A 15,103-nucleotide genomic window follows, 5' to 3' on the forward strand; every position below is an offset into this window, starting at 1 on the left:
GCTCACGTGTGGACGACCTCGCCGTCGTCGAGTTCGATGACGCGGTCGGCCCGCTCGGCTGCCTCGGGATCGTGGGTCGTCATGATGACGATCGCCCCGCCGTCGGCCTTGGCGCGCAGAAGGCCCAGCACCCGCTCGCGGTTGTCGTGGTCGAGTTCGCTCGTGGGTTCGTCGGCGAGCAGCACGGTGGCATCCAGTGCGAGGCCGCGCGCGACCGCGGCACGCTGCTGCTGCCCACCACTGAGCTCCTCGACGAGGTGCGAGCCGGACTCCCCCAGCCCGACGGAGGCGAGCGCATCCTGCGCGCGGCTGGCGGCCGCATCCGCGGGGACTCGGCGGGCTCGCAGGGGTGCCAGGACGTTCTCGTAGGCGGTGAGGATGCTCGCCAAACCGTTGCCCTGAGGGATGATCGCGACGGCCGAGGGGTCGGGTCCATGACCGTTCTGGCCCAGTGCGACGGATCCTCCGGCAAAGGGGACGATGCCGCCGATCGCGTTGATGAGGGTGGTCTTGCCGGCGCCGGAGTGCCCGGTGATCGCGACGAACTCCCCCGCGCTGGCCGTGAGCGACACGCCCTTGAGGGCCGTGACGTCGCCGTAGTTCACGACGACCTCGCGGACGACGACCTCGCGGACGACCACCTCGTGCACATCGGTCGCGCCCGGTGACGTCGCCGCGCGCCCCACGCCATCCGCGTGACCGCGCTCAGAGTGCTTGCCCATCGGTCTCCTCCTCGAGTTCGTCACGGACGAGGATCCAGCCCTGCTCCGACTCCACGAGACGCACCAGCGTCCCCGGAGTGAGCGTCGCCAGGACGTGCGGCGGCAGCGGCACGGAGCCGTCCGCCGACACGACGGCGAACTCCTCACCCTCACGCCCCTCGGCTCCCACCCGGCCATCGCGGATGGTGACGGTGCGCGGCATGCGTGCCGCAACGTCCGGGTCGTGGGTCACGACGATGATCGTCGTTCCCCATTCGCGGTTGATGGCGGACAGGGTCTGCAGGACCTGGTCGCGGGCCTCGTGGTCGAGCTGGCTGGTCGGCTCGTCGCCGAGCAGAAGGCCCGGCCGGGTCGACACCGCGACCGCCAGCGCCCCCCGCTGGAGTTCACCGGGGGTGAGCGACGTGAGTGACGCATCGGCACGCTCGCGCAGTCCGACGAGGTCGAGCACGTCGTCGACGGGGACGACGTCCGACGACTTGGCGACGGATCCCTGCGCGAACGCGACGTTCTCACGGATGGTCTTGTGCGGGATGAGATTGCGGGCCGCCCCCTGCAACACGATGCCGACGTCGCGCCCTCGCAGGCTGTCCAGGTCCGCCTCCGACATCCGGGACAACTCGTGGTCACCGATGCGGATCCGTCCGGCGCTCGGGCGCAGGAGACCACCGAACAGTGTGAGCAGCGTCGACTTGCCGGCTCCTGAGGGACCGAGGAGGGCGACCATCTCACCGGCCGCCACCGAGAGGTCGACACCGGCGAGCGCCGCGACGTCGTGGTGCTCGGCTCGATAGATGTGGACGAGCCCTGCGGTCATGACGGGAAGACCGTTCACCATGCCTCCCTCAGACGATCGGTGTCCCCTCGTCGCGCGGCTCGCAGGGCCAGAACCGAGGCCACGACGGTCAGGGCGAGGACACAGGCCAGCCAGGCCAGACCCATGACGAGCCACGCGGGGGTCAGGTCGAGTGCCGGCACCGGCGCGGGGGTGTCGAACAGCGGGATGAGGGGCATGGCGAGCACCGCGCCGGCCACCCCGCAGGCGGCACCGACCACAGCCGCGAGCAGGACCGGTGCCAGGGACTCGCGGACCGCGGCTCGCCTGAGGTCCCGGCCCGAGACGCCGGCGACGCGCAGCGCCGCGATGTCGCGGGTCACGACACGACCGGTCGTCATCGAGACGACGACGAGCATGACAGCCGCCAGCAGCAACGAGAGGACGGCCGTGAAGAGACCGAGGAGCAGTCCCCAACCCGTTGCCGACTCGTCCAGGAGCCTCTTGTCCTCGGCCAGGGAGCGAACGGACAGGACCTCAATCCCCCTGTCACGCAATGCCTTCTGGGCTCCATCGACTCCGCCGGGGAACTGGCTGTCGATCCACACCTCCATGGAGCCGGTGGCCGGCAGGCGTCCGCCCAGACGCAGCATGAGGTCGAGGTTGACGAGGGCTCCCCGGTTGCCGACATAGGGCAGAGCCGGGACCTGCTGCACACCGGTCGCGGGGGTCGTGCGACCGGCGAGGCTCTGGATGTCGAACTTCTCCACGGTCCCGCCGCTCGGCACGCGTCCGGAGAGCACGGCCGGGGTGAGTTCGGGGGCATCGGCGCGGCTCACCGCCGCGTTCCGTCCGGTGTTGGAGAAGGTGAGGCGGAGTCCACCGGACGGCGCGGCAGCCAGGGCGATGCTGTCGACCAACGGTTCCACGTTCTCCATGGGCAATCCCGTCGCGGGATCGATGACCACGCCACCTGATCCGCCACTCGGGCTGGTTGCCTCGCCCCGGGGCTCCAACCACCCCTTGGGGTCGTCGATCCCGAGGCTCTTGCCATCGAGGGCGAAGCCCGAGAGGTCGAGGGTGCCCTTGACCGCGTCGATCTCGAGGCCCTGCGCCAACTGGACCCAGACCGACTGGAGCCGACAGGTCTGCGGGCACAGGACGGGCGCCGTGAGCGTGATCGTGCCCTTGCCCTGAGCGGGAAGCGCGCCGATGTCTCTCGTCAGCACCTCACCTGAAGGCGTTGTGACGGTGATGCCCACCCGCAGTGCCCGACTCGGGTCGGCGAGGGGCTCCCAGGCGCCGACCCATCCCTGGGGTGCGGGGCCGAAGCCCACACCGACGCCGCTCAGGTCGTAGGCGGCCCTGGCCGTGAGCCGGTCGCCCTCGAGGATGAGCGGCTGCTGGTCGGGGAGGGCGATGGCGTCGAGGTCGAGGGCGGCCTGCGCCGGTGGCGCATAGGCGATGCGGCGCAACTGCTCGGGTCGCGCAGCGAGCGTCGTCGTGGAGTCCGGGTCACGCTGGCGGACGAATCCCACCGGCATCGCGTGCTCACGCTGCCCCGCGGGCAACTGGTCCACCACCCGCGCCACCGCGGTCGGGTCCTTGCTCCCGACGCGCAGTGCGCCGAAGGCACCGACCGTCAGCTCGGCACGGTTCTCCCGGTTGCGATCCGCCACCGAGACCGCGTTCGCGGCGAACACGACGAGGGCCGACACCGCGGTGACGACGAGCAGCACGTGCCGAGTCGTGGGTCGCCGGGCGATGGCCAGACCAGCCAAGGCAGAACCGAGGCCACCGGAGGCGAGGGAGCGCTGACCGATCCGCGTCGCCACGACGACCACGAGGACGCCGAGCAGCGCACCTGCCGCCAGGGCAAGAAGCGTCGGAGTGAGGATCGCCATCGGCCCCGAGACCTGCCCGGTGACGATTCCGACGACCCCGACCGCAGCGAGGACGAGCAGGATGACGTCACCGAGGCGCAGGGTCCGAGCGGCCGTGGCCGGCGGAACGCGCCGCAGCAGCGAGGCGATGGGTTCGCGCAGAACCGGCCGCGCGGCGGCATACACGACAGCGAGCGAAGCGAGTCCCGCGACCAGCGCCGCAACGGGAACCTGCCACCCGAACTCGAACGGCACGCCGGGCGGAAGGATGAACCGCCGCACGAGTTCGCTCAACCCGACGGCCAGCACCACACCGAGCGGCAGACCCAGCAGCACGGTGAATCCGAGTTCGGCCATGACGAGGCGGCGGCTCGCGTCCCGGCTGCGACCACGAAGACGGGACACGGCGATCTCGGGCCGACGCTGCGCCACGGCGGCACCGGCGACGAGGACCAGAACGGCCAACGCCACCGCGACGAGCTGGGCGATGAGCAGCGGCACGAGTTGTCGCACGAGCGACTGGCCCTTGTCGACGTTGGCCGCGATCGTGGGCAGCGGACTGTCGACGCTGGCGTCGGTCGGCGGACGGATGGCCGCGACTGCCGCACCGGCCCGGGACAACGAGTCGAGGGTGATCGTCGAGGTCTTGAGCGGGTAGTCGACGGACAGTTGCGCGTTGGACCAGCCCGCGACGAGGCCGTCGGGCGCCACGATGAAGTCGTCGATGCCCGGCACGAGGTCGCCGAACTCGAGGAGCTTGCCCGACTTGCCCTGCACCTCGGTCCGCAGCCAGTAGTCCGGGTCGTCCTTGGCCTCGTAGATACCCGAGACCGTGTATGCCGTCGGGGCCGCCTCGGGGCGCGTCACCTCGAGCCGGTGGCCGACCGTCCACCCCCAGGCCTTCGCGTCCGGAGCCGACACCAGGATGTCGTCCTTGTCGGCCGGGCAGGCGCCCGTGGAGATCGTCAGGTGGTCACAGACCTCGTCCCTGGCGACAAGTCGCACGGGTGACGGCTTCTTGCCCGGCGTGGGCACGACCGACGATTCCGCCGTCGTCATGGCCAGGCCGGCGTCATAGAACGTCGACAGGTTCGCCGGCATCGCCTGCTCGACCGACTCGGCGGTCAGGGTCGGGTCCTGCGTCCTGCTCGCGAGCACCGACAACTTGAGGTCGGCGGCCTCCATCCGTCCGAGGGTGGCCCGCAGGAGCGCCTGGTCAATCGAGCGCGAGAACAAGGGCGCGAAGGCCGCACAGGTGGCGACGAGCGCCGAGATGAGGACGAGGACGAGAGACTGACCGCCGCGGTAGCGAATGGCCTTCCACATGCGATGAGATCCCCTGACTGTGTGTCGTCCGGTCGGCGTCGCGCCCGACCCGGTAGGGCCGAACCGTGCCACGCTAGCCACGAGTCACTCGACGAGGTGGCCCTCCGAACGACCGTGATGCTTTCGCAACATGGTTGCGCTGGGCAATCAGTCCTCGGCAAGAACTTTCTCGAGTCGCTCGAGCTTGCCGTCGAGTTCGCCGGTCCGTCCGGGGCGGATGTCGGCCTTGAGGACGAGCCCCACCCGGGGCCCGTGCGCGGCGACGGCGTCGACGCAGGCCTTGACCACGGCCATGCACTCGTCCCACTCACCCTCGATGGTCGTGAACATCGCGTCGGTGCGGTGGGGCAGGCCGCTCTCCCGGACGATGCGCACGGCATCGGCGACGGCCCCGGTCACCCCTCCCTGCTCGTCGGCGACGGACGGGGACACGGAGAAGGCGATCAGCATGCACGACACCGTATGCCGTCCGCCCACCTCCCGTGGACCCGCTTCCTCAGGCGAGGTGCTGGTGGACGAGCGGGACCACGGCGGCGCCCTCACCGCTCGCCGACGCGACGCGCTTCATCGACCCGCACCGGATGTCGCCGGCGACGAAGACCCCGGGCACGGTCGTCGCGTAGGGGGCAGGAGGGCGACCGCCCTGCCACGACTGCCAGGGGGTGTCGGCACCCGACAGCACGAACCCGAGATCGTCACGCGCGACCTCCGGAGGCAACCAGTGGCAGGTCGGCTGGGCACCGAGGAGGAGATAGAGGCCGGCCGCCTCGACACGCTCGTCGACCCCTGCCTCGGTGTCACGCAGCGACAGCCACTCCAGGTGCCCCTCTCCCCCGCCGTCGGTGACGATTGTGTGCGGACGCACGGAGATCCGCGGGTTTCCCTCGATCTCCCGGATGAGGTAGTTCGACATCGTCTCGGCCAGCCCGTCGCGTCGCACGACGATCGTCACGTGCCGCGCGAACCGGGACAGGTGGACCGCAGCCTGTCCGGCACTGTTGCCGCCGCCGACGACGAAGACGTCCTTGTGCTTGACCTCGCGCGAGGTGCTCGCCGCGGCACCGTAGTTGACTCCGCGACCGACGAGGGCCTCGAGAGGTTCGACGTCGAGACGTCGGTAGTCGACCCCGGTGGCGATGAGGATGGCGCGCCCCCGCACCGTGTCGTCCCCGAGCTGGACGACGTGGGATCCGTCAGGACCACCGCCGATGCTCAGCCCCGTGACCTCCTGTCCGGCGAGGAAGCGCGCCCCGAACCGGACGGCCTGCGTCCTCGCGCGCAGCGCCAGCCGCATTCCGGAGATCCCGCGCGGGAAGCCGAGGTAGTTGCGGATCATCGAGCTCGTTCCGGCCTGACCGCCCACCGGCCCCTGGTCGATGATCAGGGTGTCGAGGCCCTCGGACGCGGCATAGACCGCGGCACCCAGCCCGGCCGGCCCGGCCCGGCCCCGACGATGACGAGGTCGCAGATGGCGTCGGGGCCGATGTCGGTCGGCCGGCCGTAGAGGGCGGCTCCGAGATCGGCGTTGGTGGGTCGGGACGCGACTTCCCCGTAGGGCCCCTGCAGGACCGGAAGCTCGGCGTCGGGACCAAGGGCTGCGAGGATCTCGATGCCGGCCGGACTGTCCGACCGGTGCACGGTGTTGGGCAGACCCATCCGGTCGAGGAAGTCGCGAATGCGCGTGAGATCCGGTGACGGCTCGTCCGCGATGATCCGCGTGCCGTCGATCTCGGAGATGCTCACCGACTGCGCCCAGTCCGAGAGGGTCTCGGAGATCGCGACGTGGAACTCCTCGTCCCTCGGCCCCTGGGGCAGCATGAGATAGAGGTCGAGGCGTCCCTCGGCAAGGCTCTCGCGCAGCCGAGGGACGGAACCACGGAACCGTTCGGACGGGACATAGACGAGACGTCGAGCCGTCGGCATGAACTTCTGGAACTTGGCGAGCAGGTGGGTCGCCTTCTCCCCTCCGGCGAAGTACTCACAGGCCGCGAGTGCAACCGGCCGACTGCCCGACTTGAGGTCGGTGAGCACCGCGATGGCCTCGTCCATGGTCGTCGGCGCGACGATCTCGTAGTCCACCGAGTAGCGCTGGGTCAGGACGTCGACCATGGCCTGCCGATACTCGGCACCGAGGACCAGGATGACGGGGGTCGGACGGGCTCCGGGAGATGTCACCCCTCCACCGTAGGGGTGATGAAGCCGTCTGGACACGGAGTTGGTGCCCGGCTGGTTCACTGGGGAGATGGAGTGGCCCCTGCTGGCTTCGCTCGCGCCCGAACAACGCACCGAACTGCTCTCGCGCACCACCATTCGCGATGTCGTGCGCGGACAGTTCGTCGTCCGTGAGGGTGAGCCGTCGGACAGCTTCCACCTCATCGAGGAGGGGCACTTGGCGGTGCGCGTCTCCACCGCGGACGGAGACACGGCGACCCTCAACGTGCTCGGGCCGGGCGACTCGTTCGGTGAGCTCTCCCTCCTGCGCGACGACGCCCCAACCCGTTCGGCGAGCGTCGTGGCCCTCGAACGGTCCCGGACCCGCGCCCTGTCGGCGGCCGACTTCGCCGGGTTCCGACGCGACCATCACGGCGCCGAGCACCTGCTCCTGCAACTCCTCGGGCAGCGGGTGGAAGAGCTGTCGACCCGCCTCGTCGAGGTCATGTACGACGACCTGGGACGGCGGGTCGAGCGTCGCCTCCGCGACCTTGTCGCTGCCTACGCCACTGGCGACGACGGGCCGGTCGAGATTCCCCTGACGCAGGAGGATCTCGCCGAGATCGTCGGGGCCACGCGTCCCAGCACGAACCAGGCCCTGCACGACCTCGCGGCCCGGGGTGTCGTCCACCTCGGGCGCGGCCGGATCTCGGTCCTCGATCCCAGCAGCCTGGACGGCGCGCGGCCAGCCGGTGTCGCGCGCCGTCCAGGGGTCACACGCTGAGTCGGCGCGCGACGATCTCGTCGGCAGCGCGACGCGACTCGCCGGTGCCGCTCACGGCTCCCAGGAAATCGTCACGGTCCAGGCAGATGAGTTCGGTCGGCTCCACGGTCGTGACGGTCGCCGTCCGCGGCACGTCGCGGACCAGGCCGATCTCGCCGAAGAAGTCGCCGGGACCTTCGTTCCGAACGGTCTCCCCCGCGGCCGTCACCTCGACCGAGCCGGACACGATGACATAGAAGCGGTCGGATTCCTCGCCCTCTGTCACGACGACGGTGCCGGCCGGCAGCGTCAGCCGTTCAACCTTGCGAGCGAGTGCTTCGAGCGTGGGTGCCGACAGCGGCGCGAAGATCCCGATGGACCGCAGCAGGCGGAAGTGCTCCGGCTCGGTCAGTCGACCGTCGAGCCGCCGCATCCGGCCGAGGATCGACACCGTGTAGGCGGCGACGACGATGCCCACCGCGGCGACGGACTGGCGGAAACCCAGGGTGTGGATGAGGAAGGGCGCGATGGCCGCTCCCAGCGCCATCGACCCGATGAGGAAGCTCTCGACCGCCCCGTAGACCCGGGAGATGGCCTGCTCCGGGGCCAGCCGCTGCGGGATCGTCTCCAGCCCGAGGTTGACCCAGGGGTCCGACAGGCCGATGAGGACGAGCGCCCCGATGATGACGACGGGTGAGGGATAGGTGGCCATGAGGATCATCGGCAGCGACCAGCCGAGAACCCCGATCGCCATGTCCTGGCCGAGGCGCCCCTTGCCGACACGGGTCAGGACGACGGCACCGCCGACGACCGTGGCAACCCCCATCACGGCGTCGAGGAAGCCCACACCCTGTGGCCCGGTCCTGAGCAGGTCGACGGCGATGATGATCATGAAGACGCTGAGGTTGCCCCAGACGAATCCCTGAGCGCCGGCCAGCACCGAGGTGACCCGCAGGTCGCGATCGCGCCAGACGGTGGTGAAGCCGAAGATGAGTTCGCGACCGAACCCGCCCGAGGGGGCATCGTCCTCGTCCGCGCCGTCCGGTCCCTCGATGTCGTCCGTCGCCGACCCCGGCTCGTCCGGGGTCGTGCCGGGCATCCTGATCGTGGCCACCAAGGTCGCCGACCACAGGAACGTCGCGACGTTGACGAGGAACACGACCCAGATCTCCGTCGTGCCGACGAGGATCGCCCCGAGGGCCGGTCCGGCGAACACCGCGACGTTCTCGAGGTTCGAGGCCACGGCGTTCGAGGCGGTGAGCTCGTCCGGCCGGTTGACGAGTCGTGGGATGAGCCCGGCCTGCGCCGGCCGGAACGGCGCCCCGACCATGGCTGCCACGACGCCGATGACATAGACGGCGGCCGCCGGGCCGTCCGTGGCGACGATGACGGCGGCGGCCGTGACGAGGGTGGCCCTGATGAGATCGATGGTGATCATGAAGGTGCGCCGCGGCACCTTGTCGGCGATGACGGCACCCAGAGGTCCGGCGAGGGCGACAGCCACCCACCTCGTCGCGGTGAAGGCCCCCACGGCCCGCCGTGCAGATAGGCCCAGACCGTGAGTGCCGTCCCGTAGGCCCAGTCGCCGATGACGGACGTGAAGAAGGCCAGCTGGACTCGGCGGAGGTTGCGATTCGCGAGCACCCGACGCAGGGAGCTGCGCTCGCTCTCGACCTGATCGGCGATCGTCGTCATGACCGGACCGTAGGAGGCACCCGCTTCCCCGTCTGTTCGCTGGCCGACACAACGCGACGAGGCGCTGCCGCCCTCACTCCCGCGAGGAGCCGCCCGTGACGCGCTCGACGACCTGGCCGGCCGCGGCATACACGTCGGTTTCGCCGGAAGCGACTGCGGACGACAGGTCCCCCGGGACGAGACCACCCTCCGCACCGAGCCGCCGGCGCAGCTCGGCCAGCGCGATGGCCTCGATCTCGGCCTCCGCCCGGCGCCGCCGCCGCGCCCGGAGCTCACCCGACTCGGCGAGCCAATCCCGATGTGCGACAAGCGAATCCACAAGCTCCGGTATGCCGTCCCCTCGGCTCGCGACGGTCCTCACCACGGGGGTGCGCCAGTCCACGGAGCGCTCCCGGTTGCCGAGCTGGATCATGTGTCGCAGGTCGCGAACGGTGTCATCGGCTCCGTCGCGATCAGCCTTGTTGACGACGAAGACGTCGCCGATCTCGAGGATGCCGGCCTTGGCCGCCTGGATCCCGTCGCCCATTCCCGGGGCGACGATGACGACGGTCGTGTCGGCCCTCGCGGCCACCTCGACCTCCGACTGCCCGACGCCAACCGTCTCGACGAGGATGACGTCGAAGCCCGCAGCGTCGAGGACGCGCAGCGCCTGGGGGGTGGCGAAGGACAGACCACCCAGGTGGCCGCGGGACGCGACGGATCGGATGAACACGCCGGGGTCGGTGGCGTGGTGCTCCATCCGGATCCGGTCACCGAGCAGGGCACCGCCGGAGAAGGGCGACGACGGGTCGACGGCGAGGACGGCGACGCGCTGGTCGCTAGCGCGCAACGCCGAGATGAGGGCAGCAGTGGTGGTCGACTTGCCCACCCCCGGCGAACCGGTCAGCCCGACGACGTGGGCGTGCCCGGCGTGCGGTGCGAGTGCGGCCATCACCTCGGGAAGGGCCGGGTGTCCGTCCTCGACAAGTGAGATGAGCCGGGCCACCGCACGCGAACGCCCCTCCCTCGCGTGGGCCACGAGGGAGGGGACGTCGACGGTGCGTGGTGAGGTCGCGATGGCGCGAGACCCTGGGTGCGAGAAGGACTCAGGCGGACGGGACGGTGATGAGGAGGGCGTCGCCCTGCCCACCGCCACCGCAGAGGGCGGCCGCGCCGGTGCCACCGCCACGACGCTTGAGCTCGTGAGCGAGGGTCAGCACGACGCGGGCGCCGGACATGCCGAGCGGGTGACCCATGGCGATGGCGCCACCGTTGGGGTTGACCCTGTCCTCGTCGAGACCGAGCTCCTTGGCCGAGGCCAGTCCGACGGCGGCGAACGCCTCGTTGATCTCCACGACGTCGAGGTCGGCCGGGTCGATGCCGGCTCGCTCGCACGCCTTCTTGATGGCGTTGGCGGGCTGGCTCTGGAGGCTCGAGTCCGGACCGGCCACGACACCGTGGGCGCCGATCTCGGCGAGCCACTCGAGGCCCAGCGCCTCGGCCTTCGACTTCTTCATCACGACCACGGCGCAGGCACCGTCGGAGATCTGCGAGGCGGAGCCCGCCGTGATCGTGCCCTCCTTGGAGAAGGCGGGGCGCAGTCCACCGAGGGACTCGGCCGTCGTGTCGGCGCGGATGCCCTCGTCCTCCTTGAACTCGATCGGGTCACCCTTGCGCTGCGGGATGGAGACCGGGACGACCTCGTCGTCGAAGAGGCCGTCCTTCCAGGCGCGGGCGGCCTGCTGGTGGCTGCGCGCCGCGAAGGTGTCCTGCTCCTCGCGGGTGAACGCCTTCTCGTCGACGTTGTTGGCCTCGGTCAGCGAACCCATGGCCTGGTTCGTGAGGATGTCGTAGAGGCCGTCGTAGGCCATCGAGTCCTGGAGGTTCACGTCGCCGTACTTGAAGCCGTCGCGGCTCTTGGGCAGCAGGTGCGGGGCGTTGGTCATGGACTCCTGGCCACCGGCCACCACGACGTCGAACTCGCCGGCGCGCACCAGCTGGTCGGCCAGCGCGATGGCGTCGATGCCCGACAGGCACACCTTGTTGACGGTGAGCGCGGGGACGCTCATGGGAATGCCGGCCTTGACGGCGGCCTGGCGAGCGGGAATCTGGCCCTCGCCCGCGGTCAGGACCTGACCCATGATGACGTAGTCGACGTCCTCGGGCTTGACGCCGGACTTCTCGAGGGCGCCCTTGATCGCGACACCACCGAGGTCGGAGCCGCTGAAGCCCTTGAGGCTGCCGCTCATGCGTCCCATCGGGGTACGAGCCCCGGCAACGATGACAGTGGGGTCGGTGTTCGGGGTCGAGGCGGTGCTCACTGCGTGAATCCTCCAACGTCGGTGTCGGGCGATGTGCCCACGGCTGCTCATGATGCTACGCACTTGCACGCGAGGCTCCCACCCCCGCTGTGACGGACATCCCGTAGGTGTCGATCAACACACCGCTGAGGCCTGCCCGAGGGCCATCTCGCTCCCTAGGCTTCGGGTCATGACTGAGCCATCCCTGTCGATCCTCTTCACCGCGATCGACCATGTCGGCGTCGCCGTGCCCGATCTCGACGAGGCGATCGCCTTCTATCGCGACACCTACGGCATGACCCTTGCCCATGAGGAAGTCAACGAGGAGCAGGGTGTGCGCGAGGCGATGATGGCCGTCGGCGCCTCCGGCTCCCACATCCAGCTTCTGGCCCCGCTCTCCCCCGAGTCGACGATCGCGAAGTTCCTCGACCGCTCCGGCCCCGGGGTGCAGCAGGTCGCCTACCGCGTCGAGGACATCGACGCCGTGAGCGCGACCCTGCGCGAGCGCGGTCTCCGACTCCTCTACGACGTGCCCAAGCGCGGCACCTCCAACAGCCGCGTCAACTTCATCCACCCCAAGGACGCCGGCGGCATCCTCGTCGAGCTCGTCGAGCCCTCCACCGACTCCACTCACTGACCCACAGCAGCACCGATCCGCATCATCTGACCTGTCACACCCAGATCAAGGAGCACCACCTCTCATGGACCAGATCCGCGACGCCATCCTCAGCGGCGACCGTACCGAGGAGACCTACGCGAACCTCTCCATCCCTGCGACCTATCGGGCCGCGACCGTCCACAAGGACGAGGTGGACATGTTCGAGGGGCTCGCCTCCCGCGACAAGGACCCCCGCAAGTCGCTCCACATCGACGACGTCCCGGTCCCCGAGCTCGCCCCCGGCGAGGCCCTCGTCGCCGTCATGGCGAGCGCGATCAACTACAACACCGTGTGGACCTCGATCTTCGAGCCGGTCTCGACGTTCGGCTTCCTCGAGCGCTACGGCCGCACGTCCGAGTACGCCAAGCGCCACGATCTGCCGTACCACATCGTCGGCTCCGACCTCGCCGGCGTCGTTCTCCGCACCGGCCCCGGCGTCGGCAAGTGGAAGCCCGGCCAGGAGGTCGTCGCCCACTGCCTCTCCGTCGAGCTCGAGGACGCCGAGGGTCACAACGACACGATGCTCGACCCGCAGCAGCGGATCTGGGGCTTCGAGACGAACTTCGGCGGTCTTGCCGAGCTCGCCATCGTCAAGGCCAACCAGCTCATGCCCAAGCCGACCCACCTGTCGTGGGAGGAGGCGGCGTCGCCCGGTCTGGTGAACAGCACGGCATACCGGCAGTTGATCTCCAAGAACGGTGCGGCCCTCAAGCTCGGTGACCGCGTCCTCATCTGGGGCGCCTCGGGCGGCCTCGGCTCCTACGCGACGCAGATGGCGCTGGCCGCCGGCGCGACGCCCATCTGTGTCGTGTCCTCCCCCGAGAAGGCGCAGATCTGCCGCGACATGGGCGCAGAGCTGATCATCGACCGCAACGCCGAGGGCTACAAGTTCTGGAACGACGACAACACCGAGCAGAACCCCAAGGAGTGGCAGCGCCTGGGCAAGAAGATCCGTGAGCTCACGGGCGGGCACGACGTCGACATCGTCTTCGAGCACCCGGGCCGTGAGACCTTCGGCGCGTCCGTCTACGTCGCGCGCAAGGGCGGCACCATCGTCACGTGCGCCTCGACCTCGGGCTACATGCACGAGTACGACAACCGCTATCTCTGGATGAACCTCAAGAACATCCTGTCGTCGCACTTCGCGAACTACCGCGAGGCGTGGGAGGCCAACGCGCTCATCGACCGCGGTCTCATCCACCCGACGCTGTCCAAGACCTACACGCTCGACGAGGTCGGCCAGGCGGCACTCGACGTCCACAAGAACGCCCACCAGGGCAAGGTCGGCGTCCTCACGCTGTCCCCGGAGCCCGGCCTGGGCGTGAGCGACCCGGAGAAGCGCGCGAAGTACGAGGCGGAGATCAACCGCTTCCGCGACGCCTGAGAAGTAACGACTTATTGCCCGTTCGCGCGCAGTCCTGCGGACCCTCACCGGTTCCGGGTCCCGCGCGAACGGGCAATAAGTCGTTCAGGGACTACTGGTGGCGCTGGCGGGGGATGATGACCTCGTCCACGAGGAGCAGCACCGCGGCGGCGACGGGGATGGCCAGCAGCGCGCCGAGCACTCCGAGGAGCGTGCCGCCGGCGAGCGCCGCGACCACCGTCATGGCGCCGGGCACCGAGACAGTGCGTTGCATGATGCGCGGCGCGATCACGTAATTCTCCACCTGCTGATAGATCAGGTAGTAGATCCCCGCGATGATCGCGGTCCTCGGCTCGTGGAAGAACGCGACGAGACACACGATCGCGGCACCCAGGGTGGCACCCACCATGGGGATGAGCCCGAGGAAGCCGACGACCACGGCGAGCACCGCCGCGTAGGGGATGTCGAGCACGGTCATCATGACGTAGCTGAGGACGGCGTTGACGGACGCGATCGCCACCTGGCCGATGGCGTAGGAGCCCGTTCGCCGCATGATCTCCTCGCTCAGTTCGGAGACCCGGTTGCGGCGGCTTGCGGGAACCATGGCGTATGCCGTCCGCTTCATGGTCGGGAGCGACGCGAGGAAATACAGCGTGAGGATGAGGATCGTGAAGGCCTGGAAGACGCCGTTCGCCACGGCGCGACCCGCCCCGAGGACTCCACCGAGGACGGAGCTGATGAACGACTGGTCGGTGATCCGCTTGTTGAACTCCTCCTGGATCTTGTCGACCGCGTCATAGTTCCGGTCGAGCTCCTGAACCCACTTCGACTGGAGGATCCGGTCGAGGTAGGTGGGTGCCTGCGCCACGAGGTCGGTCCCCTGCGAGATGACCGGCGGGAAGACGAGCAGTCCGAGGAGCACGAAGACGACGATGAGTCCGGCGAAGACGATCCCGACCGAGAGTGACCGCTTGAGCCCCCGCTGACCGAGCCACTCGACCAACGGGTTGAGGGCCAGCGTGAGGAAGAGGGCGACGATGAGGATCATGATGGTCGTCGCCAGTCGTCCCAGCGAGTGCCACAGACCGATGGCCACGAGCGCACCGAGTGCACCGACGAAGCCGAGGTAGAACGGCGAGTGCCGGTTCATCGGACGGCCCATCTTGCCGAACTGCGTCTGGCCGGTGGAGTCGTCGGTCGATTCCGCGACCCGCACTCCCGCCGCGGCGCCGGCGGCCGCACCTGCTGCGGCGGCACCCTCGACGTCGGGACGATCGCGTTCACCCTCGGGTGTCGACGCCGCCTCTCCGTCGCCGTCGAGCAGATCCTGGATCAGGCTCCGCTCCAGGTGCTCGTCCTGATGGCGGATGCGGTTGCTCTCGCGCAGTGCAGCACGCTGGCGGGTGCGGTAGTCCCGCCAGTTGCGCACCGAGTTCTTGCCCCAGCTCAGGTTCACGTCGCCTCCTCGATCGGCAGCCTAACTGCGCG

The 15,103-nt window shown here is 69.6% G+C and carries 14 protein-coding genes; 3 read left to right on the plus strand and 11 right to left on the minus strand.

Features of this window, described 5'->3' with window-relative positions:
- Nucleotides 1-2: 2 nt before the first annotated feature.
- From N803_RS02090 to N803_RS18815, 6 genes are all read right to left on the minus strand, one after another.
- Nucleotides 3-722, minus strand: a complete 720-nt coding sequence (locus tag N803_RS02090; RefSeq protein ID WP_156969625.1) for an ABC transporter ATP-binding protein — start codon at nucleotides 720-722, stop codon at nucleotides 3-5.
- Entirely contained in the window at nucleotides 706-1,560 is an 855-nt protein-coding gene (locus N803_RS02095) for an ABC transporter ATP-binding protein (RefSeq protein ID WP_035902202.1), read from the minus strand. Before N803_RS02095 ends, N803_RS02090 begins: the two co-directional genes overlap by 17 nt.
- Nucleotides 1,554-4,706, minus strand: a complete 3,153-nt coding sequence (locus N803_RS02100) for an FtsX-like permease family protein (RefSeq protein WP_035902204.1) — start codon at nucleotides 4,704-4,706, stop codon at nucleotides 1,554-1,556. The genes N803_RS02095 and N803_RS02100 overlap by 7 nt, the downstream gene beginning before the upstream one ends.
- Nucleotides 4,707-4,853: 147 nt before the next feature.
- On the minus strand, nucleotides 4,854-5,156 hold the full coding sequence (locus N803_RS02105; protein ID WP_035902207.1) for a thiamine-binding protein: 303 nt from the start codon (nucleotides 5,154-5,156) through the stop codon (nucleotides 4,854-4,856).
- A 46-nt stretch (nucleotides 5,157-5,202) separates the two neighbouring features.
- Nucleotides 5,203-6,174, minus strand: a complete 972-nt coding sequence (locus N803_RS18810; RefSeq protein WP_342666671.1) for an NAD(P)/FAD-dependent oxidoreductase — start codon at nucleotides 6,172-6,174, stop codon at nucleotides 5,203-5,205.
- Nucleotides 6,087-6,881: a response regulator gene (locus N803_RS18815; RefSeq protein WP_245616954.1), complete on the minus strand. Its 795-nt coding sequence runs from the start codon at nucleotides 6,879-6,881 to the stop codon at nucleotides 6,087-6,089. Before N803_RS18815 ends, N803_RS18810 begins: the two co-directional genes overlap by 88 nt.
- Before the next feature lie 67 nt (nucleotides 6,882-6,948).
- Between N803_RS18815 and N803_RS18205 the strand changes: the two genes are divergently transcribed.
- Nucleotides 6,949-7,641 (plus strand): Crp/Fnr family transcriptional regulator, encoded by a 693-nt coding sequence (locus N803_RS18205; RefSeq protein WP_035902209.1) that lies wholly within the window; start codon nucleotides 6,949-6,951, stop codon nucleotides 7,639-7,641.
- Here N803_RS18205 and N803_RS02120 read toward each other — a convergent pair.
- The 4 genes from N803_RS02120 to N803_RS02130 all read right to left on the minus strand — a co-directional run bounded on the left by N803_RS02120 (nucleotide 7,631) and on the right by N803_RS02130 (nucleotide 11,615).
- A complete protein-coding gene (locus tag N803_RS02120) occupies nucleotides 7,631-9,124 on the minus strand; it encodes an MFS transporter (protein ID WP_035902210.1) in 1,494 nt (497 codons plus the stop codon). The two genes, N803_RS18205 and N803_RS02120, sit on opposite strands and share 11 nt — an antisense overlap.
- A complete protein-coding gene (locus N803_RS18470) occupies nucleotides 9,055-9,315 on the minus strand; it encodes a hypothetical protein (protein WP_169743023.1) in 261 nt (86 codons plus the stop codon). The genes N803_RS02120 and N803_RS18470 overlap by 70 nt, the downstream gene beginning before the upstream one ends.
- Before the next feature lie 73 nt (nucleotides 9,316-9,388).
- The gene (meaB, locus tag N803_RS02125; protein WP_281174950.1) at nucleotides 9,389-10,333 is read right to left on the minus strand and encodes a methylmalonyl Co-A mutase-associated GTPase MeaB; all 945 of its coding nucleotides are present in this window, start codon (nucleotides 10,331-10,333) and stop codon (nucleotides 9,389-9,391) included.
- A 67-nt stretch (nucleotides 10,334-10,400) separates the two neighbouring features.
- Entirely contained in the window at nucleotides 10,401-11,615 is a 1,215-nt protein-coding gene (locus N803_RS02130; protein ID WP_035902211.1) for an acetyl-CoA C-acetyltransferase, read from the minus strand.
- Between the two features lie 169 nt (nucleotides 11,616-11,784).
- Here N803_RS02130 and mce point away from each other — a divergent pair, with 169 nt between their 5' ends.
- Together mce and ccrA are read left to right on the plus strand one after the other, a co-directional pair.
- Nucleotides 11,785-12,231, plus strand: coding sequence for a methylmalonyl-CoA epimerase (mce, locus tag N803_RS02135; RefSeq protein WP_035902212.1), 447 nt, complete (start codon nucleotides 11,785-11,787; stop codon nucleotides 12,229-12,231).
- 64 nt (nucleotides 12,232-12,295) lie between these two features.
- Nucleotides 12,296-13,636, plus strand: coding sequence for a crotonyl-CoA carboxylase/reductase (gene ccrA / locus N803_RS02140; RefSeq protein WP_035902213.1), 1,341 nt, complete (start codon nucleotides 12,296-12,298; stop codon nucleotides 13,634-13,636).
- 91 nt (nucleotides 13,637-13,727) lie between these two features.
- On the opposite strand, the gene N803_RS02145 is transcribed toward ccrA, so the two are convergent.
- On the minus strand, nucleotides 13,728-15,071 hold the full coding sequence (locus N803_RS02145) for an AI-2E family transporter (RefSeq protein WP_035902216.1): 1,344 nt from the start codon (nucleotides 15,069-15,071) through the stop codon (nucleotides 13,728-13,730).
- Nucleotides 15,072-15,103 lie beyond the last annotated feature (32 nt).

Origin of the sequence: Knoellia subterranea KCTC 19937 (assembly GCF_000768685.1) — a bacterium.
Classification (GTDB): domain Bacteria; phylum Actinomycetota; class Actinomycetes; order Actinomycetales; family Dermatophilaceae; genus Knoellia; species Knoellia subterranea.